Source organism: Geobacillus sp. 46C-IIa, from assembly GCF_014679505.1.
Taxonomy (GTDB): domain Bacteria; phylum Bacillota; class Bacilli; order Bacillales; family Anoxybacillaceae; genus Geobacillus.
On sequence record NZ_CP061474.1, the window covers coordinates 486940 to 512538 of the forward strand.

Below are 25599 nucleotides of genomic sequence, written 5' to 3' on the forward strand. Positions count from 1 at the left end.
ATATATAATGGACGTAGGGGATGGAGAGGGAATCTTACGAAAGAAAGCGTGAGGGTCGTGGCGATTGTATTTCAACATAAAATCCAACAGCAACTGCACGAGCTGGCGGCGAGCGCCGCACGGCCGTTTGTCAGCTGGACGGAACCGTTGGAAGACATCGATCCGGTTTCTTTTTTTATGCAAGGACCGGCCTGCGGGTTTCGCGAGCGGTTTTTTTGGTCTGACCGAAGCGGCGGCACCGTCTTTGTCGGCCTTGGCTCGGCCTATGCGATCGAAACAGAGGAAACGGACGGACGGTTTCAGTATATCGAACAAGAGCGGCGACGATGGGCCGGACAGATCGAGCAGCACGGCGAAGCGGATATGCCGCCGCTGTTGTTCGGCGGGTTTTCGTTTGACCCGCACCGGCCGCCCACTTCGGTATGGTGCGGGTTTTCAGCCGGAAAGCTCGTGGCGCCGGCTGTGCTTCTCTCGGTCAAAAACGGACGGACGTTGCTGACGGTCACGCTGCCTGCTGGCGGCATGGAGCGGGACATGGAACGAATCGGGCGGCTGCTTCGACGGATGGAAGAGCCATTGCCGTCTTCTGCAACGCTTCCGACGCTCATCTCGGATGAAGAAGAGGAAAAAGAGCGATGGCTCGCGGCGGTTCATGAAGCGATCGCCTCGATTCGCACCGGCCGATTGGAGAAAGTCGTGCTCGCCCGCGCGCGGCGGTTGGCGTTCAACGCGGCGATTGACGCCGCTTTTGTGCTCGCGCGGCTTCGCGAGCAGCAGCCGTTTGCCTATCTGTTTGCGTTTGAACAAGACGGCCGCTGTTTTATTGGCGCCTCGCCTGAGCAGCTTGTCCAAAAAGAAGGGGAGACGTGCCGCTCAGTGTGCCTAGCGGGGTCCGTGCGCCGCGGGGGCAGCGCGACGGAAGATGAACAGCTTGGCGCCTGGCTGCAGGCGGATTCGAAAAACCGTGAGGAACATCAGTTTGTTGTGCGCATGATCCGAAGCTTGTTTTCGTCCGTTTGTGAGACGGTGGAGATGCCGGCTGCGCCGCAGCTTCTGAAGCTGCCGCATATCCAGCATTTGTGCACGCCGGTCGTCGGCCGCGGTTGCCTGGAGCCATCGGTGCTGCGCCTTGTGGAACTGATGCACCCGACGCCGGCGCTCGGCGGAACGCCGCGCGAACGGGCGATGGAAGCGATCCGTTCCCTTGAACCGCTTGATCGCGGGTGGTACGCTGCTCCGATCGGCTGGGTGGATGCGGACGGCAACGGGGAATGGGCGGTCGCCATTCGCTCCGGTTTGCTTGACGGGAACAAGGCTACGCTGTTTGCCGGCTGCGGCATTGTCGCCCATTCGGATCCAACGAGCGAGTATGAAGAGACGAACGTCAAAATGGCCCCGATGTTATCAGCTTTAGGAGTGATGAACAATGACTAACGCGTTGTCATATTATGTGGCCGCCTTTGTTGACGGGCTGGTGCAAGCTGGGGTGACGGAAGCCGTCATCAGCCCTGGTTCGCGCTCGACGCCGCTTGCGATGGCGATGGCGGAGCATCGCGGTCTCCGCTTTTCGATGCATATCGATGAGCGATCGGCGGCGTTTTTTGCCCTCGGCATGGCGAAAGCGAAACAGCGGCCGGTCGCGTTAGTATGCACGTCGGGGACGGCGGCGGCCAACTATTTGCCGGCCATCGTTGAAGCGCACTATTCGCGTGTACCGCTTGTCGTGCTGACGGCCGATCGGCCGCACGAGCTGCGCGATGTCGGCGCGCCGCAAGCGATTGACCAGCTGCATTTATACGGCCGCTATGCGAAATGGTTTGTCGACTTGGCGCTGCCGGAAGAGACGGATTCGATGCTTCGCTATGCGCGGACGATGGCGGCAAGGGCCGCGGCCATCGCGGCGGGCGCGCCGGCTGGGCCTGTGCACGTCAACGTTCCGCTCCGCGAGCCGCTCGTGCCGATCATCGACGAGGACGTTTGGGAGCGGGTGCGCACCGTGGCGGAAACACCGCAAATGATCTGCGGTCATGCGACGCTGTCAGCAGAAAACGCGGCGGCGCTCTATGAGCAGTTGGCCGCAGCCAAGCGCGGGCTGATCGTTTGTGGACCGCTTGACCAGCCCGGTTTTGCCGAGGCGGTGACGGAGCTGGCAAGGGCGCTTGATGTTCCGATTCTCGCCGATCCGCTTTCCCAGCTGCGCGCCGGTTCGCACGACAAAACGTATGTCATTGACAGCTATGATGCCATGTTAAAAGACGAGGCGATCGCTTCAAAGCTCGTGCCGGACGTCGTGCTCCGGTTTGGCGCCATGCCGGTATCCAAGCCGCTCTTTTTATGGCTCAAGCAACACCGCTCGATCCGCCAAATCGTTGTCGATGATGGCGGCTGGCGCGATCCGACATTGTCGGCGGCATGTGTCGTCCATAGTAATGAAACCGTTTTTTGCCGCCAGCTGCTTGACATCGCCGAACCGAAGCGAAACGAGAGCGCCTGGTCGACGACGTGGCGGGAGATCAACGACATCGCCCGCACCGTGTTGCGGGAGCACTTGCCGGCAGGCGAATGGTTTGAAGGGAAAGTGTTTGCTGAACTCGCTGAGCTGCTGCCGGCGGGAGCCACACTTTTTGTCGGCAACAGCATGCCGATCCGCGATGCCGATACGTTTCTCTTTGCCACGGACAAGCCGCTTCGCGTTCTCGCCAACCGCGGCGCCAACGGCATTGACGGCGTCGTCTCAAGCGCTTTGGGCGCAAGCTCTGTTGCGCAGCCGCTCGTGCTTGTCATCGGCGATTTGTCGTTTTACCATGACGTAAACGGCCTGCTGGCGGCCAAAATGCATGGGCTGCAGGCGACGATCGTACTGCTGAACAATAACGGCGGCGGCATTTTCTCCTTTTTGCCGCAGGCGCGCCATGAAGGGCCGTTTGAAACGTTGTTCGGCACGCCGACGAATTTGTCGTTTGCGCATGCAGTCGAGATGTATGGCGGCCGTTATGCGGTGCCGTACACATGGGACGAATTTCGCCTCCATGTCGCCGAATCGCTCGACACAGGCGGGCTGAACGTTATCGAAGTGCGCACGTCGCGCGCGGAAAATGTCCAAATGCATCGATTGTTGTGGGAACGTGTTTCCCAGGAAATCGGGAAATTTCTCGAACAAAAAGGAATGGAAGAACCGTGGAACTGAATGGAATTGGTTACCATGTGGAACAATATGGGGAAGGGGAGCCGTTGTTGCTGCTGCATGGGTTCACTGGCAGCGCGGATACGTGGCGGCCGCTCATTCCTGTTTGGCAGGACTTTCGCCTCATAGCGGTTGACCTCATCGGACACGGGCGGACGGAGGCGCCAAAAAGCGCCGATCGGTACCGAATGGAGCAGGCGGCGGCCGACTTGACGGCGCTTCTTGATGAACTTGGCATCGAAAAAGCGAACGTGCTCGGCTATTCGATGGGCGGGCGGCTCGCTTTGAGCTTTGCTATATGGCATCCGCACCGCATCCGCCGCTTAGTGCTTGAAAGCAGCTCGCCGGGGCTGAAGACGGAAGCGGAGCGGCGTGCGCGGCAAGAAGCCGATGAAGCGCTCGCGCACATGATTGAACGAAACGGCGTCCGCGCGTTTGTTGATCATTGGGAGCAGCTGCCGCTCTTTGCCACGCAAAAGCGGCTTCCAGAGCCGGTGCGGGCGGCCATTCGCCGCGAGCGGCTTCGCCATACGGAGCAAGGGCTCGCCAACAGCCTGCGCGGGATGGGAACAGGCGTGCAGCCGTCGTGGTGGGAGCGGCTTAGGGAGATCCAAGCGCCTGTGTTGCTTCTTTGCGGGGAGCACGATGAGAAATTTTGCCGCATGGCTGCTGACATGCATGAACAGTTGGCGAACAGCGAACTCATCTGCGTGCAAGAAGCTGGACATGCAATTCATGTGGAACAGTTCGGCATTTTTGCTAAAATAGTAAGTGAATTCATTAAAAAGGGGGAAGTATGAATGCCGTTTGAATGGGTGAAAGAGTACGATTATGAGGACATTATTTACGAAACGTACAACGGCATCGCCAAAATTACGATCAATCGACCGGAAGTACATAATGCGTTCCGTCCAAAAACAGTCAACGAGATGATCGATGCATTCTCGCGGGCGCGGGACGATTCGAACATCGGCGTCATCATTTTGACCGGCGCGGGCGGCAAGGCGTTTTGCTCCGGCGGGGACCAAAAAGTGCGCGGCCATGGAGGATATGTCGGCGAGGACGAAATTCCGCGCCTGAACGTGCTCGATTTGCAGCGGCTCATCCGCGTCATCCCGAAACCGGTCATCGCGATGGTCGCCGGGTATGCGATCGGCGGCGGCCATGTGCTCCATGTCGTCTGCGATTTAACGATTGCCGCAGACAACGCCATCTTCGGCCAAACGGGGCCGAAAGTCGGCAGCTTTGACGGCGGTTACGGCGCCGGTTATTTGGCGCGCATCGTCGGCCATAAAAAGGCGCGCGAAATTTGGTATTTGTGCCGCCAGTACAACGCCCAAGAAGCGCTCGAGATGGGGCTCGTCAACAAAGTTGTGCCGCTTGAACAGCTTGAGGAGGAAACGGTCAAATGGGCGCAAGAAATTTTGGAAAAAAGCCCGACGGCCATTCGCTTCTTAAAAGCGGCGTTTAACGCGGATTCCGACGGTTTGGCCGGCATTCAGCAGCTCGCCGGTGATGCGACGCTTCTCTTCTACACAACGGAAGAAGCGAAAGAAGGAATGAGAGCGTTTAAAGAGAAACGGAAGCCGGACTTCGGCCAGTTTCCGCGTTTTCCGTGATCATGTGCGCGCATTGAGCCAACATGGTCACGGTTGGACGGGGGACAAGCGTTGCGCATGAATCGTTTCCGTGAACATGCGCACGCTTGGCCAGGTCGAGGGACCGGGTCTTTCCGTGCGAACGCAAAAGCAGCTTGATGCGGTATCAAGCTGCTTTTTTGCGAGCGAAAGGAGGAAGAACGAAATGACGGTCATGCCGAACTGGCTGAAGCAGCGGGCGTTTTTGACCCCGGAGCGGACGGCCATCAGTGACGGAAAGCGGACGAAAACGTTCGCCGAACTGTATGAAGCCGCTGCGAGCTGGGCGCGCCGCCTCGCCGGGGCGGGCGTCAAAGAAGGCGACATTGTCGCGGTGCTGATGAAAAACAGCGTAGAGATGATTGAGATCGTCCATGCGTTGTTTCTCCTCGGCGCCCGCGCGTTGCTGCAAAACGCGCGCCTTACGCCATATGAGCTTTGTTGGCAGCTCGATGACAGCGGGGCGCGCGTCGTGATTGCCGACGACGATCTGGCCGGCCGCTTCGGCGGCGACGGGCGGGTCATTACAGTGAGCGCGCTCACTGCGTTTGCCGAAGCGGACGCTTTGCTCAAAGAAACGCACCATTTGGACGAGACGGCAACGATTATGTACACATCGGGGACGACCGGCACCCCGAAAGGCGTGCTGCAAACATACGGCAACCACTGGTGGAGCGCTGTCGGCTCGGCGCTCAACTTAGGGTTGCACGAGCGCGACTGCTGGCTGGCGTCCGTGCCGCTGTTTCATATTAGCGGGTGGTCGATCGCCATGCGCAGCGTCATTTACGGCATGCCGATGCAGCTGCAGACGTCGTTTGATGCCAAAGCAGCCAACACCTTGATCATGGACGGCAAGGTGACCGTCATGTCGGTGGTGGCCGCCATGCTGCAGCGGATGGTGTCCGAACTAGGCGCAGCGCGCTACCCGGATACGTTCCGCTGCATGCTGCTAGGCGGCGGGCCGGCGCCGCAGCCGCTGCTGGAAGCGTGCAAAGAAAAAGGCATTCCGGTATACCAAACGTACGGAATGACGGAAACGGCGTCGCAAATTGTCACCTTGGCGCCGGAATACAGCTTGACCAAGCTCGGCTCAGCCGGCAAGCCGCTTTTTCCGGCTGAGTTGCGCATCGTGCGCGACGGGAAGCCGGCCGCGCCGTATGAAGCCGGGGAAATTGTCGTGAAAGGGCCGAACGTGACAAAAGGGTATTTGCATCGCCCGGAGGCGACCGCACAGGCGATCCGCGACGGCTGGTTTTATACGGGAGATATCGGTTATGTCGATGAAGAAGGATTTTTGTACGTACTTGACCGCCGTTCTGATCTCATCATCTCCGGCGGCGAAAACGTCTATCCGGCCGAAATCGAAGCCGTGCTCCTTGCGCACCCGGATGTCGAAGAAGCCGGGGTGACCGGCGTAGAAGATGAAACGTGGGGGCAAGTGCCGTGCGCGTTTGTGAAATTAAAGCAAGGAGCGGCGGCCGCTGAGGACGAACTGAAGCAATTTTGCCGCAGCCGATTAGCCAAATACAAAGTGCCGGCGCGCATTTATTTCGTTCCTGCGCTGCCGCGCAATGCAGCGCAAAAACTGCTGCGCCGTGAGCTGAAAACGCTCATTCCGGAAGCAGAACAGCGAGCGTCCCGCCGATAAGCGGGGCGCTCGCTTGGTCTGTAAGCCCTAAAAATCATCGTCCGCCAGTCCGAGCTCAGCCGCTCGATAGGCGACAAGCCGTTCAATATCGGGCGGCAACTGCTCCAATGACCCGAACTCGTACTGCCACAAATTCGTGAAAGAATCGATGCAAACCGGATAGGCCGCCGGATGGCGCCTCTTCATTTCCTCTTTGAACGCGTTAATGAGGCTGGCCCGCTTGTCCATCGTCATCCCCCTCTAACTATGTAAGCGCCGCCCGATCAGCCAGGCAGCGCTTGACTTGCTTGACAGTTATGCTTCATCAGAAGGAACAAACGTTTTGCAATCCGTTTCCGTCGAATCGGACGCCATTTTTCCTGTGTGGCTGACGACGTAAATCGCATCAGCGCTGCAGCGATTTCCTTCCGCCCAGTAATGGCAGTTGCGGACTTCGCAAAGAACGTCTTTCGCCATTCGTCATCCCCCTTATCATGGTGAAATCGCCTACACCAATAGTTTGCCGGCTTAGTCGCAATTTATGAGCGGAAACGGGAAGGAACAGAGGACGTCCTGTCGCCTATCGCCTTGTTAAAGTCGGAATGGTTTTTTCGAATGTGACAAAATGAAAACATTTATCATTATCATTGACATAGAAAATCATTCTCAATTAAAATAGCAATAGAGAAAGCGATAAGGGAGGAAGATGTCATGGCCTCATTGCTTGTTGTTGGTGCGGATCATTTAGGCAACATTACCGATAAATTAGCGGATTCCGGTTTCCGGGAAATCATTCATGTCAATGGCCGAAAAGTGAATATGGTCAAGCGCGATATCCCGGAACATGTGGATGCCGTATTAGTGATGATCGATTACATTAACCATAACTTAGCCAAAAAAGTGAAAGAAAAGGCGAAAAGCAAAGACAAGCCCATTTACTTTGTCAAGCGGTCGTGGAGTTCGATTTGTGCTGTGCTGGAGCAGCTGGAACAACATGCATAAACATGGGAGGCGGCAGCGATGAGATATATACATCAAGAAACGCAAGGCGCTTGGGTTTATGCCGTTCACCGTTTTCTCCGCCGCGTCGTCGAGGCGTATTGTGAAACAGCTCCTTCCTTGCGGTCGCCGTTTCAGCTGCTGAGGCTGATTGAAATGCACCGCCCGCTTCTTTCGTTGTCTCTCTTTCCTTCGCCATTGCATTATGGCCTCGTGCTCGCCAAAGTGACGGATCATTTGCTGCAGTTTTTCGGTTCGGCAGAAGAGGCAGAATGCAAGCCGCTGTTGCTCGTCGGCGGGGGGAATCAGGGAAAGGCGGAAGAATGGAGCAGTGCAAGCCTCTGCATCGTTTACCGCGACCGGGTGCGCGTATTGTTATGGTGCGAGGAAGAGGGACAAATCCGGCAATGCAAGGAAAACATGCCGTCTTTATGCCGAAAGGCGGTCGGATTTTGCCCGCGCGAACTCGAATGTTGCTTTTTATGGACGGGCGGCCGCCGCATTGAATGGATGTCTGCCTGATAAAAAACGGCATGTCTTGGAATGGAATGAAAGCCCGGCATGCCGTTTCATCTTGAAAGAAAAAAACGTTCGGACGTTCCCTGCCTTGCCTTTGCGAGGGCACAGTCATAAGCGTCCCATTTTTATCATATACTTATGGCAAGGTGTCGCTATTGGGGATCTTTTTTCTCGCTGTCATCTGCTTGTTGTTGCCGCTTTTGCAAGGCCAGCAACACGTCCTGGAGATCCACTTGGCCGTCACCGTTCAGATCGGCGGAGACTGCAGGCGGGCCATTGGTTGAAGCCGCCTTGCTTTGCTGTTTTGGCTTCAACACGAAGGTGAACACGAGCAGTCCGATGATGAGCAGCAGGGCGACGCCATCGAAAATAAAGAAGGCGGTTTTGTAGTTTGACCAAAGAATTTTGCTTTGCTCGCTTTTTTGTTGGCTGTCGGTAATGAACCGTTTAATTTCCGAATGGCCGGGATAGAGGCGTTCCACCGCTTCAAATTTGGTCAAGGCGTCCTTGTAGTAACCGCCCCAATACAGCGTCAACCCTTTGCGGAAGAGGGTGTCAACGCTGCCTTGCCCGTGATCGGCGCCCGCCTGTTTGACAAATTCCTTCACGGTATTGACCGGGACGGCAAAATTAAATCCTTGCACTTCTTGGCCGTTGACGGTGTCGCCGCGGAAGGTGAGCAAGCCGATAATTTCCCCGCGTTCGTTAATGACAGGTCCTCCGCTGTTGCCATGGGTGGCGGCGGCGTCAATTTGGATGACCGGGCTTCCTTGTTCTGTCTTTTTCGAAGTGGCGGAAACATGGCCGGCGTTCATCGAAGAGACTAAAGAGGAGTCGGGAGAAAGGTAGTCAGATTCAGCAGCGGCAGGATAGCCGATGACCCAAATGTCGTCTTGGTTTTGGACGGTGTCCGAATTGCCGAGCGGCAGCGTCGGCAAGTTTTTGCCTTCGATTTTTAAAACGGCAACGTCTTTCCCTTGATTGACTGGCGCCCCGTAGCTTTTCACTTCCCCGTCAAGCACATCCCCGCCGGGCAAAATCACTTTTAGGCCGCGGGTTACTTTTGTGTAGAACGTATACTCGATCATATAATCATAGGCGAGGTCAAAATCAACGCCAAAATATTCGGCCAACCCGGCTGCTAATTGCTCAAAAGCGGCATTGGCGATGTCTATTTCTTCTGCCTTCGAATACTCGACGACATGGGCGTTCGTGACAATATAGCCGTTGGGACTGATGATGGCCCCTGAGCCGGATGCGCCAATCATCGTCCGGTAATCAAGCTGCTGGAGGTACGCATCGACATCGGGATCATCGTTGACAAACTCCCATTCCACGATCGCATAATCGACAATGCGGACGACGGCTGGCTTTGTATACTCGGCCAGTTTCTGCGCTTTTGAGATGTGGGACGTATCCGGTTTGATGTTCATGAGAAAGAAGGAGGCAGCGATGCATACGGCGAAAATGATGCTGATCGGGATCGTGATCATCGCTCGTTTGCGCAAATGTTCCACCCCATTTTTCAGGAAATTTTAAACAACAATGGTATATTATATTCGCCCTCCGTCTTTTGGAGCATTACCGAAAAAAATAAAATTGCGGCAAAAAAAGCGATAAAAAAGCTCCGCCTTGGCAGCGGAGCGGGGAAAGGCTAACGGAGAGCCTGTTGAATCGTTTCAATATTTTCTTCCATCAAGTCGAAGTAATCACGGTGTTGATTCCTGTCTTCGTCAGTCAGCGTTTCAAGGTTGTGCAAATAGAGCGCCTTGGCGCCGATTTCATGCTGAACCATTTCCGCAGTTTTGGCTGGGATGTTGCGCTCAAAAAGAACATAGCGAATGTGATGGCGTTTTGCCCAATCGATGAGTGCGGCAAGCTCTTTTTGCGATGGTTCGTTTGTCGGCGACAGGCCGGATACGCTCCGCTGGCGGAGTCCATAGCGTTCCTCCCAATAGCCGTAGGCGGCATGGGCGACGAGAATGTCTTTGTTCTGCGCCGATTGAACGGTTTGTTGGAATTTTTGATCGAGCGCTTCTAGTTTTGCTTTTAAGGTGTTAAAGTTTTTCGTAAACATTTCTTTTTGCTCTGGTTTGAGCTCGATCAGCAGGTCGCGAATCTGTTCGGCGATCGTGATCGAACGGAGCGGGTCAAGCCAGACGTGAGGGTCTTTGTCACCATGATTGTGTTCCTCTCCGCTGCCTTCTTCGGCGTTATGTTCATGTTCCTCTCCATGTTCCTCTCCATGTTCCTCTCCATGTTCCTCTCCATGTTCTTCTCCATGTTCTTCTCCATGTTCTTCATGGGACGATTCAAGGAGGTCGATGCCGTCGGCAGCAGCGAGAAAGCGAACGGGTTCCTTTTTTAACGTTTCTTTTAGCTTTTCAGCGAACGGTTCCATGCCTTGGCCGATGTAAATGAAGGCGTCCGCCTCGGCGATCTGTTGAATCGTTTTCGTTGTCGGTTCGAACGTATGGGCTTCCGCTCCCGGCGGATAAACGCTACGAACCTCAACGGCATCGCCGCCGATTTTTTTCGTGAAATCTTCAAGCGGGTAGACCGTTGTATAAATCGTTAACGTTTCTTTCGCGGTTTGCGTCTCGTTAGGGTTTTGGTTGCTTTGGCAGCCGTATAGCAGGCTGAATAAAGCGAGAAATACGCATACAATCCATGATTTCGTTCTCATCATGAGCTCCTTCCTTCGAAGAGATATGTCCTTCGTTATTATATCGTAATGATTACGATTTGAAAAGCGTTTATCGCTTAGAGCGAAGGATGAAATGGAGGGAAAGGATCTTTCAATGTTGTCCAGTCCTCTTTCATTTCGTCATCTGTCAGCAGGCACTCATCAAGCGTCGCTTCCATCCGCGCGGCATCCATCTCCATGCCGATTAACACGAACTCGGTCATACGATCGCCGTATACGTTGTCCCAATTTGTGCGCAATGCGTCGTCTTCTTGAAGAATCTCACGAATGGCTTCTTCTGGATAGGTAGCCACCCATTGCCCGGCTCCTTGAATGGTAATGGACGTCCCAGCTTGTGATAACAGGCAGCACATGTCATTTCTCGAAGCAAGCCAAAAAAATCCTTTCGCCCGAACCACTTCTATTGGCCAGTTTTCAAGCCAATTCAAAAATCGTTCCGGATGGAATGGCCGTTTTCTCCGATAAACAAAGGAAGAGATTCCATATTGTTCTGTTTCTGGGGTGTGTTCTTCGTTTAGCTCTTTTATCCATCCGGCTGATTGGCTGGCCGTTTCAAAGTCGAATAAATAAGTATTTAAAATGGAGTCGAGCGGCACTTGTCCGAAAGTTGCCGGGATGATGGCGGCTTCAGGATTCAGCTTTTTCAGTACAGCTTCGAGCTTTTGAATTTCTTGTGGTGACACGAGATCGACTTTATTTAATATAAGGACATTGGCAAATTCGATTTGTTCAATAAGCAAATCGGCGATTTCGCGGCTGTCCGTTTCACTGACGGCCTGTTGGCGATCAAGCAAGGTTTCGCCTGAGGAAAAGTCCGTCCAAAAACGGTTGGCGTCCACAACCGTTACCATCGTATCTAATCGGCATTTTTTTGACAAATCTATTCCGAGCTCTTCATCTAAATATGTAAAGGTTTGGGCGACAGGGATCGGTTCGCTAATTCCTGAAGATTCAATGACGATATAGTCAATTTCCCCTCTCTCAACGAGCTGATCGACAGCTTTCATTAAATCTTCGCGCAATGTGCAGCAAATACAGCCGTTTTGAATTTGAATGAGCTTTTCTTCAGTGCGGAAAAAGCCATTTTGCCGAATGAGTTCGGCGTCAATATTGATTTCGCTCATATCATTGACGATCACCGCGATTTTTTTTCCTTCCCGATTGTGCAAAATATGATGGAGCAAGGTCGTCTTGCCTGATCCCAAATAACCGCTTAATACCGTGACAGGGATTTTTTTCATCTTTCTGCGCCTCCTTATAGAAAATAGTAATCATTACGATTTAACACGACCCATCATACAAAAAAATGAGGAAAATGGCAAGGGGGAATACAGTTATTTTGTTTCATTAAGGTGCTGAGATGGTTCAGGAACAGGGTCGAACCCACCCGGATGAAACGGATGGCATTTCAAAATCCGCTTCACTGTCAGCCATCCCCCTTTGATGGCGCCAAACCGCTTCACCGCCTCGAGCCCATAATTCGAACAGGTCGGGTAAAAGCGGCAAGTTGGCGGCTTAAGCGGGGAAAGAAATCGTTGGTAAAAACGGATGAGCATGATCAACAACTTGGCCACTGCAACCATTCCTTTCCGTCGTTGTCACTATTTCTACAATAGAATAAACCGGTTTTCCGTTCAAGGGAAATGGTGCGTTATGGTGAAAAGACGTTCGCCTCCAGCGGGCGTTTCGCCTGTCCCGCCGGCTTCGGAAGTCAAGGCCTTTCCGGCCGAAACGGTATGGAAGGCAAAAAAGATGCGGGACACCCCTCGTTTTGGTTATGATAAAAAAGAGAATACACGACTAGGGGGGATTTTCTATGCCTTCACCGGTAGAAAGCTTTGAATTGGATCATTGCGCCGTCAAAGCGCCGTACGTGCGGCATTGCGGCGTTCACAAAGTCGGCAGCGACGGCGTTGTCAATAAGTTCGATATTCGTTTTTGCCAGCCGAACAAAGAAGCGATGGACCCGGCGGCCATTCATACGTTAGAGCACCTGTTGGCGTATACGCTGCGCAAACATGCGGCCAAGTATGATCATTTTGACATTATCGACATCTCGCCGATGGGTTGCCAGACGGGGTTTTACCTTGTCGTGAGCGGATCGCCGACCGTTGAGGAAATCATCGATTTGCTTGAGGAGACGATGAAAGACGCCTTGAATGCGGCGGAAGTGCCGGCCGCAACCGAGCGGCAATGCGGCCAAGCGAAGCTGCACGACTTAGAGGCGGCGAAAGAGTTGATGCGCTTTTGGCTGTCGCAAGAGAAAACCGAGCTGAAAAAAGTGTTCGGCTGATGAATCGGCCGGCCCGAAAACCGCTACTGCGGCTGTTTTGGGCCGGTTTGTTGTTTGTCGTCCCGTTCCTCGGGAAGCGGGTCTACCGTATGTTTGTACCCGTACGCTTTCGAAGTGGTGACGACCGCCAACAAAAGAATGACCGCTACAATGATGAGACAAATCACTAACGTCCAATACATGATGACGCCTGCCTTTTTTCTTTCCATTATACCATACGCGAACACGCACACATTCATATTTCTGCTGCAATCGGGCAACCTATTCAACGGCAAGGTTCGGCTGTTTCAGCATCGGACAGGCTGGGTAAACGAATCATAAGGAGGAATGGATATGGCAAAACCGTTAACGGACATTGTCAACAAACAAATCGCGAACTGGACCGTGTTGTACGTGAAGCTGCACAACTACCATTGGTATGTCACCGGACCGCAATTTTTTACGCTGCATGAGAAGTTTGAACAGCTTTACAACGAAGCGGCCGGCCATATTGACGCGCTCGCCGAGCGGCTGCTGGCGCTTGGCGGCAAGCCGGTGGCGACGATGAAAGGCGCGCTAGAGCAAGCGTCCGTCAAGGAAGCGGCCGGGACGGAAACCGCCGAGCAAATGGTCGCCGCGATTGTCGGCGATTTTGAAACGATGATCGGCGAACTGAAGGAAGGGATGCAAGTGGCGGATGAAGTCGGCGATGAAACGACAGGGGATATGCTGCTTGGCATTCACCGGAGTTTGGAAAAACACGTCTGGATGCTGAAATCGTTTTTGGGACGGTAAACGGACAGGCTGCCCGTCACCCCATCGGGCAGCCTTTTGCTTTTGTCGAAAAAAAGCATTGTTTAGGGAAAGCGCCGCGGCTTGCTTTGTCTCCTCGGCATAGAATAGTTACGCGTATTCTATGTCCAAGGAGGGGGGAACGTGAACAAGCCTATTCCAATGATCGGGGTTTCGCTGTTCGGTTCGCTCGTGTCGCTGTTCGTCGGCAGCGTGGACACATTTGTGGTCATTTTGCTAGCGTTAGTGATCGTCGATTATATCACCGGCATTGTCGCGAGTGCGTTGGAAGGAAGGCTGTCAAGCCAGGTCGGGTTTCGCGGCATCGTCCGCAAATTGCTCATTTTCGTGCTTGTCGCCGCATCCCATCTCGTCGATTTGGCCATCGGCTGGGATATGCACTTGATTCGTGACGCGATCATATTTTTCTATATTGCCAATGAATTTATTTCGATCGTGGAAAACGCCGGACGGGCCGGCGTTCCGATTCCGGCCGTGCTGCGCAAAGCGATCGAGCTGTTGAAAGATGAGATGAAATGAACCCCGAAGGCTAGCTTGTCGGGGGATTTTTGTGTACAATGCTCCTTTTGCATTGCCGGATGAGGCTGAACGGTTGACTCAGTCGCCAATCTCTGAAAGGCTGGTGAAAAATAATGATCGCTCCTAGCTGACGTTAGACCATGTGAAATGAGAAGCCGATGCTGCAAAATTTCTCAATTTGAGAAACAAGGTGGTGAAGCGACTTGCTCCTTTCATCACCGGCCTTCTGAGGAAAACGCTGCATTTTACGTTTTCCGATTATGCCGGGGTCGCCCTCTTGCCTTATCGATCGCTTCCGCTGAAACCGCCGCTCCATTTTGTTCGCCCATTTTCGTGAAATCCGCATATTTTTCCTAGATGGCCCCACACTAAACAAAAAGAGCAGAAGGAGTGGACGAGTGTGGCAGAAGAACGGAAAAAGACGTATTACGTCTCGATGGCAACCGGAGAAATTTCTCAGCTGAAAACGGCGTCGCCATGGGACTTCCAAATTGAGGCAACCGACCGGGAAATCGCCGAGCTGCGCGAGTATTTCGACCAAAACTATTCGACGGACTGGCAGGCGTTTTGGCGCGCCCATGTGCCGTATGTCCAATATCATTACGACCGGGAAAATGATGCCTATGACCGAACGATGACGAAAATTTACGAAATGATTTATCGGCTTGGCAATGACGAAGCGAAGGCGCATGTCCGCTCGCTTGGCATCCTTCCTGAAACAGAAACAAACGACTAAAAAGCCGCGAATGGGGCGGCTTTTTTGTATAATAGGGGAGAGGAAAGGGGAGAGTCCGATGTATGAATTTCGCGATTATTACGGGCATCGCGTCCGGCTGGCGTTTGCGGATCATCCGTTTTCCCCGGCCCCCGGGCATGTGTGGGTCATTTGCCGCTATCAAGGCCGTTGGTTGCTGACGGATCATCCGCACCGCGGCCTCGAGTTTCCCGGAGGCAAAGTGGAACGCGGGGAAACGGCTGAGGCGGCCGCTGCCCGCGAGGTGATGGAAGAAACAGGCGGGGTTATTGGCCGTCTTTCCTATATCGGCCAATACGAGGTCGAGCCGGATCTTGTGAAAAACATGTATTTCGCCAACATTTCGGCACTTCTAGAGCGGGGATCGTATTTGGAGACGAATGGCCCGGTGCTGCTTTCGGCGCTGCCGGACCATATCCGCGCCGATCGGCGCTTTAGCTATCTCATGAAGGATGATGTGCTTCCGTTGGCGCTTGCGGAAATCAAACGGCGCGGGTGGATCGACGCATAGTTTGCCGTCTTTGCTTTGTCAGCGGTTGATGAAACAGCAAAAAGAGACGCCCATCGATCGTTCGTGAACGTCTCTTAGCGGCGGCTGCTCCATTTTTTTTCGATCATAGCGACAAGCTGGTACATCACCGTCGACAGCAACGCGACAATGAGTAAACTCATTAAGACGAGGGTAAAATTGAATACTTGGAAGCCGTAAATAATTAAATAGCCGAGCCCTTGTTTGGAAACGAGAAATTCGCCGGTGATGACGCCGACCCAGGCGAGGCCGACGTTTACTTTCAACGTGGAAATGATCGCCGGAAACGACGCCGGCAGCACCGCTTCTTTGAAACATTGGTAGCGGGTGGCGCCGAACGTCCGCAACACTTTCACATAGTTCGGGTCGACTTCTTGAAACGACGCATAAACGACGATCGTCGTAATGATGATCGAAATGACGACGCCCATGGCGATAATGGATGTAAACCCCGGCCCAAGGGCGACGATCAACATCGGTCCGAGCGCGACTTTCGGCATGGCGTTAAAGACGACCAAATACGGATCCAGCGTTTTGGCGAGGCGCGGAAACCACCAAAGCAACGCGCCGATCAGCGCGCCGCCAACCGTGCCGATGACAAACCCGAGCATCGTTTCAAACAAAGTCGCCCACGTATGCGTCAGGAGAGAGTGATCGCCGATTTTTTCAATCAGCAGCTTGCCAATGGCCGACGGAGAGCTGAACAAGAGCGGATCGACCCAATGAAAGCGGCTCGCCGCTTCCCAGACGGCAAAAAAGGCGACAAGGAGCGCGGCTTGCCAAAGGCGGATCATCCGCCGTTCCTTGCGGAGTGCGGCAAGGTAGTCATGGTGCAGCGAGCGGATGTGTTCATTAGACGGATTCAAGGGCCTCCATCTCCTCCCAAATGGATTGAAACAACGCGGAAAACGCCGGATGCTGGCGAGCGGCGAACGGTGGACAGTGCCGCAGCTCATCTGGAATGGCAAACGTCCGCACAAGGCGGCCTGGCCGCGGCGAAAACAAGAAAATGCGGTCGCTCATGGCGATGGCTTCCTCGATGTCATGCGTGACGAGCACCGCCGTTTTTTCGTATTGCTTTAACGTTTTCCATACAAGTTCTTCCAGTTTCAGTTTCGTCTGTTGGTCAAGGGCGGAAAACGGTTCGTCCAGCAACAATAGCTTCGGGTCGGTCGCCAATGTGCGCACGAGTGCGGCGCGCTGGCGCATGCCGCCGGACAGCTGGCTCGGATAATACGATTCCACACCGCCCAGGCCGATCTCAGCAAGCAGGGCGAGCGCCCGCTCTTTCGTTTCTGGCATCAACGTTCCTGTGATGTTGAGGCCGAGCAAGATGTTTTCCTCGATCGTTTTCCATGGAAATAAGTAGTCTTGCTGAAGCATATACCCGACCACTCGGCGGGTTGACGGATCAGATCCGGCCGCCCGGCGCGCCATAGCGGCGTTCATTTCCCGCGGCCAAAGCGGCTCGCCTTCGATGCAGACCGATCCTTCCGTCGGCTCAATCAGCCCGGCGATGATCGACAACAACGTCGTTTTGCCGCAGCCGCTTGAGCCGAGAAAGGAGACAAATTCCCCTTTCTCGACGGACAGCGACACTTGATCGAGCGCGGTGACGGCGGTCGTTTTCGTCAAATACGTGTGCGAGAGGCGGTCGATGGCAAGAAACATCCGATTCACCCGCTTTCGTTACTCGTTCATCGCTTGTTTGGCAAACGATGAATCAACTAGCGTTTCAAGATCGATGTGCTTCGGCAGCTCGCCGGCTTCATCCATGATCGTTTGCAAGTGGTTCCATTCTTCTTCATCTAAAATCGGATCGGTCGCGTATGTGCCTTGGCGTTTGTACCGGTCGACGACCTTTTCGATAATGGCCAAGTCGGTGTCCTTAAAGTACGGCTGAATGACGTTGGCAATTTCCTTAGTGCTGTGCGATTCGACCCACTGTTGCGCTTTGTAGATGGCGCGCGTGAATTTTTCAATGACGTCTTTGTTCGCTTTTATATAGCTTTGTTTTGCCATGTACGATGTGTACGGGACGCGCCCGGACTCGGTGCCAAAGGAAGCGACGATGTAGCCTTTTCCTTCTTGCTCAAAAATGCTCGCTGTCGGTTCAAACAGCTGGACGAAATCGCCGGTCCCGCTCGCAAACGCGTTGGCGATGTTGGCGAAATCGACGTTTTGAATGAGGTTCAAATCGTTGTGCGGATCAATGCCATGTTGTTTCAGCACAAATTCGCCGACCATCTGCGGCATGCCGCCTTTCCGCTGGCCGAGGAACGTGCTTCCTTTCAGCATCTCCCACGTAAAGTGGTCGATTTTCTTGCGGGAAACGAGAAACGTGCCATCGGTTTGCGTGAGTTGCGCAAAGTTGATGACCGGATCATCCGTCCCTTGCGCATAGACATAAATGGATGTTTCCGAGCCGACCAAGGCGATGTCCGCGCCGCCGGACAGCAGCGTTGTCATCGTTTTGTCGCCGCCCCATGTCGTCGTCAGCTCGACATCAAGCCCTTCTTCTCTAAAGAAGCCTTTCGCTAAGGCGACGTATTGCGGTGCGTAAAAAATTGAGTGCGTCACTTCGGCGAGCCGGACTTTTTTCAGCGGCTTTTCTCCTTGGCCGGTGCCGTTGCTGCAGGCAGCGAGCGGCAAAAGGAGAAGAAGCGAACACAACCATACCGCCCATTTTTTCATGTGGCCTACCCCCTTTTCGTCCACATGTAGTGAACATTGGCTTCACCTTATCGTATGCGCGGGTGAAAAAATGTGTGAATGCCTAGAAAAAATGGGCGTTCGGCCGAGAACGGGCGGCGGACGGACCGCTTTCTGCGCGCCCGTCGGCTTTCGGACGAGGGGAATTTGCGTGGAAAGGAGAGAGAGCGATGGACGGGGATGTCATCGACTACTATCGATTTCCATCGCCGCATCCGGGCATCGAGGTGTTCTTTGTCACCTATATGTCCCAAGGTCTGAAGGTGAAAGGATTTTTGGCTGCGCCGAAACAAAACAAGGTGTATGACGGGTTTTTGTATTTGCGCGGCGGGATCAAAAACGTCGGGCAAGTGCGGGTGCCGCGCCTCATCCAATTCGCGTCGCACGGCTTTGTCGTCTTCGCCCCGCTCTATCGCGGCAACGGCGGCGGGCAAGGGAACGAAGATTTTGTCGGCGATGACCGCTATGACGCCATCGCTGGATTTGAGCTTCTTCGCCGCCATCCGCTTGTCCATCCGGGGCGTGTGCACGTGTTTGGCTTCTCGCGCGGCGGGGCGATGGCGCTTCATGCCGCCATGCTCGCTGAACGGGTTTGTTCGGCTGCGGTTTGGGGCGGCGTGACGGATGTGGCGCTGACGTACTGGGAACGTCCGGATTTGCGGCGGATGATGAAGCGCGTCATCGGCGGGACGCCGAACAAATGCCCGGAGCGCTATCGGCATCGAACCCCGCTTTATCATCTCGAGCGGCTCCGCGCGCCGGTGCTCATCATCCACGGCGAGCGCGATGAAAACGTCTCGATCGAACACGCCCGGCGGCTCGAACGGCGACTGAAGGCGCTCGGCAAGCGAGTGACCGCATGGTATTTTCCCGAGTTCACCCACTATTTTCCCCCGCGCGCCAACCGTGAAACGGTGAAAAGGCTTGCGGAGTGGATGAAACAACAGCCGACCGTGTGATACGATAGAGGAGGAAACGGGCCAATGAAACGGCTTTCGCGGGGTTCGGTGTTTGATCGTCGGGAGCTTGCGGTCATGGCCGGCAGGAGAGGGAGCGGCCGATCGTTCGGCGAACAAGAATCCGAACCGAGCCGTTGCTGGGAATCGGCTCGCTGTCACGAAGGGCTCAAACGGGCCGCGACTTTGAATCGATCAAAATCAAGGAGGTCGGAAATGATGGGCATGCCGATGGAGCTGCAGACGCTCATTGTGACCAAAGGAAACGAACAGCGCGTCCAAGGCAATTTGTTTGTGCTGAAAAAAGAAGGCTACCGCTTATATCCGCTCGACGTGCCGCTTGAAGTGCGCCGGACGCTGCAAAGCGAAGCGAGCGGCATCGCCGTCGTGAAAAAGCTTGAATGGGAAGACAACCGGACGACGGTGACGTACGAGCTCGTCAGCTTGTATTCGACGAATTGACCGAAATGGCGGCAAAAGCGGTCGAAGGAGAGTACGCCCCGCTTCGGTTTTGGACGCCGTCAAGGACTGCTGTTCGACTTTTGAAAACGGATGAAACATTGTCGTCGACCTCCAATCGTGCCAAAACCCCGGGGGATCGACGACAACGGTTTTTGAAGTCGAAATCCTACAACCATCACAACTGAACAGTATTGACAGAATTTTTGAAACGTGTTATTCTGAAAACAGTTTAGAGAGGAAATCTTCGTTTTATCCGCATGGTTTGGGTTTTTATCGTACCTATGAGGGATTGAAACGGACAAATTCTCGGCGACAAGAAAAACCGTCGTTTTGTGTTTTTATCGTACCTATGAGGGATCGAACCCCAACACTCCTTTATCTCCAGAGGGAGCTCATCCAATCGCCCCGGTGTCCCTTCCTTTCCGGTTCTCCTGATCATTCCGGATTTTTCGATGACGGCACCTGATTGCTGATGAAAAAGCAGAATAGAGACAAAACCGAATACCGTAAACAACAGTGGATCACGCTCATGAATAAGGTGGAAAGTCCAAATCCTTGCAGAACGAATGGCCATGGAGGCCAAGAAGTGTTGGGGTTGATCGAGTTTGGGTGTTTTGAGGGGTTGAATGCACGGAAATGCTTGCATTCAGCGGCAGGGGAAAACAGAACCCCCGGCCGAACAGGAACGTTCCCTGTCCGGCCGGGGTTCGTTATACGAGCGGTCCGCCGAGTTTTTCGATCGTCGGGTCGATATGGGCGAACTTTCGGAAGTTGGCGCGGAATTTTTCCGCCAGTTCTTTCGCTTTTTGTTCGTACGCTTGTTTGTCGGCCCATGTGTTTTGCGGGCGCAAGACGTCGTCAGGCACGCCCGGGACGTGCGCTGGGATGGCGAGGCCGAAGATCGGGTCTTGCACCGTTTCGACGTTGTCAAGCTCTCCTTCGACGGCGGCTTGCACCATCGCGCGGGTGTAGGCGAGCTTCATGCGGCTGCCGACGCCGTACGGCCCTCCTGTCCAACCGGTGTTGACCAAAAAGACGCGGACGTTGTGTTCAGCGATTTTTTGTCCGAGCATTTCCGCGTACTCAACGGCCGGGCGCGGCAAAAACGGTGCGCCAAAGCATGTAGAGAATGTCGCTTCCGGTTCGGTGACGCCGCGTTCGGTGCCGGCGAGTTTGCTTGTGTAGCCGCTTAAGAAATGGTACATCGCTTGTTCGCGCGTCAGCTTGCTGATCGGCGGCAGGACGCCGAACGCATCGGCCGTCAAGAACACGATCGTGGATGGGTGGCCGGCGACGCTTGGATCGACGATGTTTTGGATCGCTTGAAGCGGGTAGGCGGCGCGCGTGTTTTCCGTCAGCGTGCCGTCGTCGTAATTCGGCACGCGCGTCGCGTCATCGAGAACGACGTTTTCGAGCACGGCGCCGAAGCCGATGGCGTCAAAAATTTGCGGCTCTTTCTCGCGCGAGAGGTTGATGCACTTTGCATAGCAGCCGCCTTCAATGTTGAAAATGCCGCGGCTTGACCATCCGTGCTCGTCATCGCCGATCAAGCGGCGGTTCGGGTCGGTCGAGAGCGTCGTTTTTCCTGTTCCCGACAAGCCGAAGAAGAGGGCGACGTCGCCTTCCTGGCCGACGTTGGCCGAGCAGTGCATCGGCAGAATGCCTTGTTCCGGCAGCAAATAGTTCATCACCGAGAAGATCGATTTTTTCATTTCGCCGGCGTATTCCGTCCCGCCGATTAGGACGACGCGGCGTTCAAAGGAAATGATGATGAACGCTTCCGAGCGTGTGCCGTCCACAGCCGGGTCCGCCTTAAAGTTCGGCGCGCAAATGACGGTAAATTGCGGCTCATGCGCGGCGAGCTCCTCGGCGCTCGGCCGGATGAACAGCTGATGGACGAACAAGTTGTGCCAGGCGAATTCATTGACGACTTGAATCGGCAGCCGGACTTTCGGATCGGCGCCGGCAAAGCCTTTAAAGACGAACAGTTCCTCTTGCTTCATTAAATAATCGAGCACTTTATCATACAGTTTTTCAAATGTTTCCAGTGACATCGGCTGGTTGACCGCTCCCCAATCAACGGTCTGTTTCGTCGACGGTTCTTCCACGATATATTTGTCTTTCGGCGACCGGCCCGTGTACTTGCCGGTCGTGACGGCGACGGCGCCGGTGTGCGTCAGCCGTCCTTCGTTTCGTTGCAGCACTTTTTCGACGAGCTCAGCGACCGACAGTTGATGATGTACGTACGGTTTTTGCAGCAGCAAAGAAAGCTTATTTGTCATGTTTGCGATCCCCATGTTCACAACCTGCCTTCTTTTTGTAATCACTCTTGAAAATAGTATAACACATTTTTATTAATAGTCCATACTAATTGTGTAGGTTTTTTCGAACTTATTTTGCCTATTTTTCAGATAATAAAAAATTCATTTATGCGGTTGACTTTGCTTATTCCATTGCGATAAGATAAGTCATTGAACGGATACTCTTATCCCGAGCCGGTGGAGGGACAGGCCCGATGAAACCCAGCAACCGTCACAATTTTACATATGTGAAATGGTGCTAACCTGTGGCAAGGCGTGGTCCTTGAACGATAAGAGTGAAAGGAAGCAATCCGATTGCAATGACCTTTCCTCACCGTGACAGGAAAGGTTTTTTTATATTGCGAAGGGAAACGAGTTCCGTATCGCCATATTACGTCCAGAGGAGGAAATGAGCCGAATGTCAGCCAAACGCCGCTTGTTTACTTCAGAATCTGTAACCGAAGGACACCCGGATAAAATTTGCGATCAAATTTCCGATGCCATTTTGGATGCCATTTTGGAAAAAGATCCGAACGCCCGTGTTGCTTGCGAAACGAGCGTGACAACAGGTCTCGTGCTTGTCAGCGGGGAAATTACCACGTCGACGTACGTCGATATTCCGCGCATCGTCCGCGATACGGTCCGCGAGATCGGCTATACGCGCGCAAAATACGGATTTGATGCCGATACGTGCGCAGTGTTGACGTCAATTGACGAGCAGTCGCCGGATATCGCGATGGGGGTGGACCGGGCGCTCGAGGCGCGCGAAGGTCAGATGACTGATGAGGAAATTGAAGCGATCGGTGCCGGCGACCAAGGGCTTATGTTTGGGTTTGCCTGCAATGAAACAGAAGAGCTGATGCCGCTCCCGATTTCGCTTGCCCACCGCTTGGCGCGCCGCTTGGCCGAAGTGCGCAAAACGGACGTGTTGCCGTATTTGCGTCCGGACGGCAAAACGCAAGTGACGATCGAATACGATGAAGACGGCAAACCGGTGCGCGTCGACACGATTGTCATTTCGACGCAGCATCATCCGGAAATTGAGCAAGATCAAATCGAACGCGATATGAAAGAACACGTCATCAAGCCGGTTGTTCCAGCGGAGCTGTTGGATGAGAACACGAACTATTTCATCAACCCGACCGGCCGGTTCGTCATCGGCGGTCCGCAAGGGGACGCTGGGCTGACAGGGCGGAAAATCATCGTTGACACGTACGGCGGTTACGCCCGCCATGGCGGCGGTGCGTTCTCGGGCAAAGACCCGACGAAAGTCGACCGCTCGGCAGCATATGCGGCCCGTTATGTCGCGAAAAACATTGTCGCGGCCGGGCTTGCTGATAAGTGTGAAGTGCAGCTCGCCTACGCCATCGGTGTCGCCCGTCCGGTTTCGATTTCGATTGATACGTTCGGCACCGGCAAAGTGTCGGAAGACATTTTAATTGAAGTCGTGCGCAACAACTTCGACCTTCGTCCGGCCGGCATCATCAAAATGCTTGACCTGCGTCGTCCGATTTACAAACAGACGGCGGCTTACGGCCATTTCGGGCGCACGGACGTCGATTTGCCGTGGGAACGCACCGATAAAGCGGCCGTGCTGAAAGAGCAAGCGTTGGCGTTAGCGAACGGACAATAACGAAAAAAAGAGGGGGTGATCGGCAATCGCCGGCCGTCCCCTCTTTTTCTTTTTGGCTTGCGTTCGCATTGGTTGGTCAGGTGAGCATGACAGCATGGCAACGGCTGCGTGATCAATTCCTCGGCTGTTCGTTCGCAATCGGCTGCCAAGGGCGGTGGGAAACGCCTGACATTCCAGCCGCTCGTTACGGCTCGATGGGACGTTGCTGCTGGAGCGCTTTGTAATATTGCCCTTTTTCCACGTATTCGCGGCGGATGCGTTCCATTTCACGGAAATCGTCTTCAGTCAGCTCGCGGACGACTTTCGCCGGTCGGCCGAGGGCGAGCACGTTCGGCGGGATTTTTTTGCCGGGCGGCACTAAGCTGCCGGCGCCGATAAACGCGCCTTCGCCGATTTCGGCGCGGTCAAGAACGATCGAGCCCATGCCGATGAGCGCGTGTTTCCGGACGATGGCGCTATGCAAAATGACTTGATGGCCGACGGTCACGCCGTCTTCAATGATGAGCGGATTGTTTGGACTTTGATGCAAAATTGAGTTATCTTGAATATTGACCCGGTTGCCGATGATCGTCGGCGCCACGTCGCCGCGGATGACGGTGTTAAACCAGACGCTCGTCTCCTCGCCGATGGTGACATCGCCGGTGATCGTCACATAATCAGCGATAAAGGCGGATGGGGCAATGTGCGGCGTCTTTCCTTTGTATGGATAAATCATCGCTTTCGTTCCTTTCTTTGTACAAAATCGTCTGTCTATTTGTATTTTACAAAGTTGTCCGCGGTTCGTAAACAACAGGAAGCGGACTGCAGCCAAACCAGTTTGTCCCAGTTGCATGGATGGCAATACTAGGAGAGAAAAGAGCATGGTTTTTTGCGCCCGAGGTGAGCCCATTGAAAATCCCGACACATCCGATTGCGTTAATGAAAATGGTCTATCGCGACGTGTTTCCCATTGTCCACCGCGAGCTTGCCTATTGGCAGCAGCGGGCGGAGCAAATCCCTGACCCGGAATTGCGGCGTCAAGCATTGGCGAGCATCGCGTCGAAAACGTTCCATTGTGAAGGCGGTGCGATTTTGGCGCTTTTGGCGGGGGAGAAATTAGAAGCGTGCATCCGCTTTATCGTCGCGTATCAGACGATTAGCGATTACTTAGATAATTTGTGCGACCGGAGCACCTCGCTTGATCCGCTCGATTTTCGCGCCTTGCACGACTCGATGCCGGATGCGCTCACGGTTGGGGCCGAGCCGTCCAACTATTACCGCCATCGCCGCGAGCAGGAAGACGGCGGCTATTTGCCGGCGCTCGTGCGCACGTGCCAAGAGGTGCTCAAGACCGTGCGCCATTACGAAACGATCGTTCCATTTTTGCATGAACTGGCCGGATATTATTGCGATTTGCAAGTACATAAACATGTCGATACAAAAGAGCGCGTGCCGCGGTTGGAAAGATGGTTTGCCCAATACAAAGACGCCTTGCCGCCGATGGAATGGTACGAGTTTTCCGCCTGTTCCGGCTCGACGCTCGGCATTTTTTGCCTTGTGGCGTATGCGTTTGGCGAGTCGCTGCCGCCGGAGATGGCGAAACGAGTGCGCGACGGCTATTTTCCGTACATTCAAGGGCTGCACATTTTGCTTGATTATTTGATCGATCAAGAAGAAGACCGCGAAGGCGGCGATTTGAACTTTTGTTTTTACTATCCGAATGAAACGGTGCTGCTCGAACGGCTTTGCCACTTTATTGAGGAAGCGGACCGCCATGTCGGCGAACTGCCCCATGGCGAGTTTCACCGTTTGATTCACCGCGGCTTACTTGGGTTGTATTTGTCGGATGACAAGGTGAAAAAGCAGCGCGGCTTGCGCCGGTTGGCGCGCCAGCTCGTCCGCGCCGGCGGGGCGGCATCGCAGTTTTTCTATTGGAACGGAAAAGCGTATCGTTTTTGGCAAGAGAAACAAAAACGGCTGTCTTTCTCATAAAGACA

28 protein-coding genes and 1 riboswitch are annotated in these 25599 nt (G+C 54.1%); of the genes, 16 read left to right on the plus strand and 12 right to left on the minus strand.

Annotated features, from left to right (window positions below; all coding sequences use genetic code 11):
* Positions 1–57: 57 nt before the first annotated feature.
* From IC803_RS02545 to IC803_RS02560, 5 genes are all read left to right on the plus strand, one after another.
* On the plus strand, positions 58–1434 hold the full coding sequence (locus tag IC803_RS02545; protein WP_081208026.1) for an isochorismate synthase: 1377 nt from the start codon (positions 58–60) through the stop codon (positions 1432–1434).
* A complete protein-coding gene (gene menD, locus IC803_RS18070) occupies positions 1427–3187 on the plus strand; it encodes a 2-succinyl-5-enolpyruvyl-6-hydroxy-3-cyclohexene-1-carboxylic-acid synthase (protein WP_081208028.1) in 1761 nt (586 codons plus the stop codon). Before IC803_RS02545 ends, menD begins: the two co-directional genes overlap by 8 nt.
* Positions 3178–3984 carry a 2-succinyl-6-hydroxy-2,4-cyclohexadiene-1-carboxylate synthase gene (menH, locus tag IC803_RS02550; RefSeq protein ID WP_081208030.1) on the plus strand — a complete coding sequence of 269 codons (807 nt, stop codon included), beginning with the start codon at positions 3178–3180 and terminating at the stop codon, positions 3982–3984. Before menD ends, menH begins: the two co-directional genes overlap by 10 nt.
* Positions 3985–4803 carry a 1,4-dihydroxy-2-naphthoyl-CoA synthase gene (gene menB, locus IC803_RS02555; RefSeq protein ID WP_063164925.1) on the plus strand — a complete coding sequence of 273 codons (819 nt, stop codon included), beginning with the start codon at positions 3985–3987 and terminating at the stop codon, positions 4801–4803.
* A gap of 184 nt (positions 4804–4987) precedes the next feature.
* A complete protein-coding gene (locus tag IC803_RS02560; protein ID WP_081208032.1) occupies positions 4988–6469 on the plus strand; it encodes an o-succinylbenzoate--CoA ligase in 1482 nt (493 codons plus the stop codon).
* 27 nt (positions 6470–6496) lie between these two features.
* Here IC803_RS02560 and IC803_RS02565 read toward each other — a convergent pair whose 3' ends face one another.
* Together IC803_RS02565 and IC803_RS02570 are read right to left on the minus strand one after the other, a co-directional pair.
* Entirely contained in the window at positions 6497–6697 is a 201-nt protein-coding gene (locus IC803_RS02565) for a hypothetical protein (protein WP_081208034.1), read from the minus strand.
* A 66-nt stretch (positions 6698–6763) separates the two neighbouring features.
* Positions 6764–6925 carry a DUF1540 domain-containing protein gene (locus IC803_RS02570; RefSeq protein WP_081208036.1) on the minus strand — a complete coding sequence of 54 codons (162 nt, stop codon included), beginning with the start codon at positions 6923–6925 and terminating at the stop codon, positions 6764–6766.
* A gap of 234 nt (positions 6926–7159) precedes the next feature.
* On the opposite strand from IC803_RS02570, the gene IC803_RS02575 reads away from it, so the two are divergent.
* Both IC803_RS02575 and IC803_RS02580 read left to right on the plus strand, forming a co-directional pair.
* Complete coding sequence (locus IC803_RS02575) at positions 7160–7450, plus strand: DUF2325 domain-containing protein (protein WP_081208038.1); 291 nt, start codon at positions 7160–7162, stop codon at positions 7448–7450.
* An 18-nt stretch (positions 7451–7468) separates the two neighbouring features.
* Positions 7469–7969, plus strand: coding sequence for a hypothetical protein (locus IC803_RS02580; protein ID WP_081208040.1), 501 nt, complete (start codon positions 7469–7471; stop codon positions 7967–7969).
* Positions 7970–8118: 149 nt separating this feature from the next.
* On the opposite strand, the gene IC803_RS02585 is transcribed toward IC803_RS02580, so the two are convergent.
* The 4 genes from IC803_RS02585 to yidD all read right to left on the minus strand — a co-directional run bounded on the left by IC803_RS02585 (position 8119) and on the right by yidD (position 12229).
* The gene (locus IC803_RS02585) at positions 8119–9474 is read right to left on the minus strand and encodes a S1C family serine protease (RefSeq protein ID WP_223812018.1); all 1356 of its coding nucleotides are present in this window, start codon (positions 9472–9474) and stop codon (positions 8119–8121) included.
* A 146-nt stretch (positions 9475–9620) separates the two neighbouring features.
* The gene (locus tag IC803_RS02590) at positions 9621–10652 is read right to left on the minus strand and encodes a metal ABC transporter substrate-binding protein (RefSeq protein ID WP_081208042.1); all 1032 of its coding nucleotides are present in this window, start codon (positions 10650–10652) and stop codon (positions 9621–9623) included.
* A 77-nt stretch (positions 10653–10729) separates the two neighbouring features.
* The gene (locus tag IC803_RS02595) at positions 10730–11914 is read right to left on the minus strand and encodes a GTP-binding protein (RefSeq protein ID WP_081208044.1); all 1185 of its coding nucleotides are present in this window, start codon (positions 11912–11914) and stop codon (positions 10730–10732) included.
* Between the two features lie 93 nt (positions 11915–12007).
* Positions 12008–12229 (minus strand): membrane protein insertion efficiency factor YidD, encoded by a 222-nt coding sequence (yidD, locus tag IC803_RS02600; protein WP_369826935.1) that lies wholly within the window; start codon positions 12227–12229, stop codon positions 12008–12010.
* A gap of 260 nt (positions 12230–12489) precedes the next feature.
* On the opposite strand from yidD, the gene IC803_RS02605 reads away from it, so the two are divergent.
* Positions 12490–12966 carry an S-ribosylhomocysteine lyase gene (locus IC803_RS02605; RefSeq protein ID WP_081208048.1) on the plus strand — a complete coding sequence of 159 codons (477 nt, stop codon included), beginning with the start codon at positions 12490–12492 and terminating at the stop codon, positions 12964–12966.
* A 23-nt stretch (positions 12967–12989) separates the two neighbouring features.
* On the opposite strand, the gene ytzI is transcribed toward IC803_RS02605, so the two are convergent.
* Complete coding sequence (ytzI, locus tag IC803_RS02610) at positions 12990–13148, minus strand: YtzI protein (RefSeq protein WP_223812019.1); 159 nt, start codon at positions 13146–13148, stop codon at positions 12990–12992.
* Positions 13149–13299: 151 nt separating this feature from the next.
* On the opposite strand from ytzI, the gene IC803_RS02615 reads away from it, so the two are divergent.
* The 4 genes from IC803_RS02615 (at position 13300) to ytkD (ending at position 15542) form a co-directional block, all read left to right on the plus strand.
* Positions 13300–13740: a Dps family protein gene (locus IC803_RS02615; RefSeq protein WP_081208050.1), complete on the plus strand. Its 441-nt coding sequence runs from the start codon at positions 13300–13302 to the stop codon at positions 13738–13740.
* A gap of 141 nt (positions 13741–13881) precedes the next feature.
* A complete protein-coding gene (locus tag IC803_RS02620) occupies positions 13882–14277 on the plus strand; it encodes a phage holin family protein (RefSeq protein ID WP_063164936.1) in 396 nt (131 codons plus the stop codon).
* A gap of 400 nt (positions 14278–14677) precedes the next feature.
* On the plus strand, positions 14678–15013 hold the full coding sequence (locus IC803_RS02625) for a hydrolase (protein WP_081208054.1): 336 nt from the start codon (positions 14678–14680) through the stop codon (positions 15011–15013).
* 58 nt (positions 15014–15071) lie between these two features.
* Positions 15072–15542 (plus strand): RNA deprotection pyrophosphohydrolase, encoded by a 471-nt coding sequence (gene ytkD / locus IC803_RS02630; protein ID WP_081208056.1) that lies wholly within the window; start codon positions 15072–15074, stop codon positions 15540–15542.
* A 74-nt stretch (positions 15543–15616) separates the two neighbouring features.
* Here ytkD and IC803_RS02635 read toward each other — a convergent pair whose 3' ends face one another.
* The 3 genes from IC803_RS02635 to IC803_RS02645 are packed head-to-tail and all read right to left on the minus strand — an operon-like array spanning position 15617 to position 18254.
* Positions 15617–16354: an ABC transporter permease gene (locus tag IC803_RS02635; protein ID WP_369826936.1), complete on the minus strand. Its 738-nt coding sequence runs from the start codon at positions 16352–16354 to the stop codon at positions 15617–15619.
* Positions 16355–16412: 58 nt separating this feature from the next.
* A complete protein-coding gene (locus tag IC803_RS02640) occupies positions 16413–17231 on the minus strand; it encodes an ABC transporter ATP-binding protein (protein WP_081208060.1) in 819 nt (272 codons plus the stop codon).
* 18 nt (positions 17232–17249) lie between these two features.
* Complete coding sequence (locus IC803_RS02645) at positions 17250–18254, minus strand: ABC transporter substrate-binding protein (protein ID WP_081208062.1); 1005 nt, start codon at positions 18252–18254, stop codon at positions 17250–17252.
* Positions 18255–18442: 188 nt separating this feature from the next.
* Here IC803_RS02645 and IC803_RS02650 point away from each other — a divergent pair, with 188 nt between their 5' ends.
* Together IC803_RS02650 and IC803_RS02655 are read left to right on the plus strand one after the other, a co-directional pair.
* Complete coding sequence (locus IC803_RS02650; RefSeq protein WP_081208064.1) at positions 18443–19231, plus strand: alpha/beta hydrolase family protein; 789 nt, start codon at positions 18443–18445, stop codon at positions 19229–19231.
* 216 nt (positions 19232–19447) lie between these two features.
* Entirely contained in the window at positions 19448–19690 is a 243-nt protein-coding gene (locus IC803_RS02655) for a DUF2584 domain-containing protein (RefSeq protein WP_031407567.1), read from the plus strand.
* 710 nt (positions 19691–20400) lie between these two features.
* Here the strand turns inward: IC803_RS02655 and pckA are convergent.
* Complete coding sequence (pckA, locus tag IC803_RS02660; protein ID WP_081208066.1) at positions 20401–21987, minus strand: phosphoenolpyruvate carboxykinase (ATP); 1587 nt, start codon at positions 21985–21987, stop codon at positions 20401–20403.
* A 185-nt stretch (positions 21988–22172) separates the two neighbouring features.
* Positions 22173–22287, plus strand: a riboswitch (SAM riboswitch).
* Between the two features lie 121 nt (positions 22288–22408).
* Here pckA and metK point away from each other — a divergent pair.
* A complete protein-coding gene (gene metK / locus IC803_RS02665) occupies positions 22409–23623 on the plus strand; it encodes a methionine adenosyltransferase (protein ID WP_081208068.1) in 1215 nt (404 codons plus the stop codon).
* Between the two features lie 184 nt (positions 23624–23807).
* Here the strand turns inward: metK and IC803_RS02670 are convergent, their stop codons facing one another.
* Positions 23808–24338, minus strand: a complete 531-nt coding sequence (locus tag IC803_RS02670; RefSeq protein WP_081208070.1) for a gamma carbonic anhydrase — start codon at positions 24336–24338, stop codon at positions 23808–23810.
* A 173-nt stretch (positions 24339–24511) separates the two neighbouring features.
* Between IC803_RS02670 and IC803_RS02675 the strand changes: the two genes are divergently transcribed.
* A complete protein-coding gene (locus IC803_RS02675) occupies positions 24512–25594 on the plus strand; it encodes a tetraprenyl-beta-curcumene synthase family protein (protein ID WP_081208072.1) in 1083 nt (360 codons plus the stop codon).
* Positions 25595–25599 lie beyond the last annotated feature (5 nt).

What these genes read in the sequence shown, in the direction of transcription:
- menD (WP_081208028.1), top strand. Translation starts at nt 1,427, where the DNA reads ATGACTAACGCGTTGTCATATTATGTGGCCGCCTTTGTTGACGGGCTG.
- menB (WP_063164925.1), top strand. Translation starts at nt 3,985, where the DNA reads ATGCCGTTTGAATGGGTGAAAGAGTACGATTATGAGGACATTATTTAC.
- IC803_RS02560 (WP_081208032.1), top strand. Translation starts at nt 4,988, where the DNA reads ATGACGGTCATGCCGAACTGGCTGAAGCAGCGGGCGTTTTTGACCCCG.
- IC803_RS02565 (WP_081208034.1), bottom strand. Translation starts at nt 6,697, where the DNA reads ATGGACAAGCGGGCCAGCCTCATTAACGCGTTCAAAGAGGAAATGAAG.
- IC803_RS02570 (WP_081208036.1), bottom strand. Translation starts at nt 6,925, where the DNA reads ATGGCGAAAGACGTTCTTTGCGAAGTCCGCAACTGCCATTACTGGGCG.
- IC803_RS02575 (WP_081208038.1), top strand. Translation starts at nt 7,160, where the DNA reads ATGGCCTCATTGCTTGTTGTTGGTGCGGATCATTTAGGCAACATTACC.
- IC803_RS02580 (WP_081208040.1), top strand. Translation starts at nt 7,469, where the DNA reads ATGAGATATATACATCAAGAAACGCAAGGCGCTTGGGTTTATGCCGTT.
- IC803_RS02590 (WP_081208042.1), bottom strand. Translation starts at nt 10,652, where the DNA reads ATGAGAACGAAATCATGGATTGTATGCGTATTTCTCGCTTTATTCAGC.
- IC803_RS02595 (WP_081208044.1), bottom strand. Translation starts at nt 11,914, where the DNA reads ATGAAAAAAATCCCTGTCACGGTATTAAGCGGTTATTTGGGATCAGGC.
- yidD (WP_369826935.1), bottom strand. Translation starts at nt 12,229, where the DNA reads ATGCTCATCCGTTTTTACCAACGATTTCTTTCCCCGCTTAAGCCGCCA.
- IC803_RS02605 (WP_081208048.1), top strand. Translation starts at nt 12,490, where the DNA reads ATGCCTTCACCGGTAGAAAGCTTTGAATTGGATCATTGCGCCGTCAAA.
- ytzI (WP_223812019.1), bottom strand. Translation starts at nt 13,148, where the DNA reads ATGTATTGGACGTTAGTGATTTGTCTCATCATTGTAGCGGTCATTCTT.
- IC803_RS02615 (WP_081208050.1), top strand. Translation starts at nt 13,300, where the DNA reads ATGGCAAAACCGTTAACGGACATTGTCAACAAACAAATCGCGAACTGG.
- ytkD (WP_081208056.1), top strand. Translation starts at nt 15,072, where the DNA reads ATGTATGAATTTCGCGATTATTACGGGCATCGCGTCCGGCTGGCGTTT.
- IC803_RS02635 (WP_369826936.1), bottom strand. Translation starts at nt 16,354, where the DNA reads ATGATCCGCCTTTGGCAAGCCGCGCTCCTTGTCGCCTTTTTTGCCGTC.
- IC803_RS02640 (WP_081208060.1), bottom strand. Translation starts at nt 17,231, where the DNA reads ATGTTTCTTGCCATCGACCGCCTCTCGCACACGTATTTGACGAAAACG.
- IC803_RS02645 (WP_081208062.1), bottom strand. Translation starts at nt 18,254, where the DNA reads ATGAAAAAATGGGCGGTATGGTTGTGTTCGCTTCTTCTCCTTTTGCCG.
- IC803_RS02650 (WP_081208064.1), top strand. Translation starts at nt 18,443, where the DNA reads ATGGACGGGGATGTCATCGACTACTATCGATTTCCATCGCCGCATCCG.
- IC803_RS02655 (WP_031407567.1), top strand. Translation starts at nt 19,448, where the DNA reads ATGGGCATGCCGATGGAGCTGCAGACGCTCATTGTGACCAAAGGAAAC.
- pckA (WP_081208066.1), bottom strand. Translation starts at nt 21,987, where the DNA reads ATGGGGATCGCAAACATGACAAATAAGCTTTCTTTGCTGCTGCAAAAA.
- metK (WP_081208068.1), top strand. Translation starts at nt 22,409, where the DNA reads ATGTCAGCCAAACGCCGCTTGTTTACTTCAGAATCTGTAACCGAAGGA.
- IC803_RS02670 (WP_081208070.1), bottom strand. Translation starts at nt 24,338, where the DNA reads ATGATTTATCCATACAAAGGAAAGACGCCGCACATTGCCCCATCCGCC.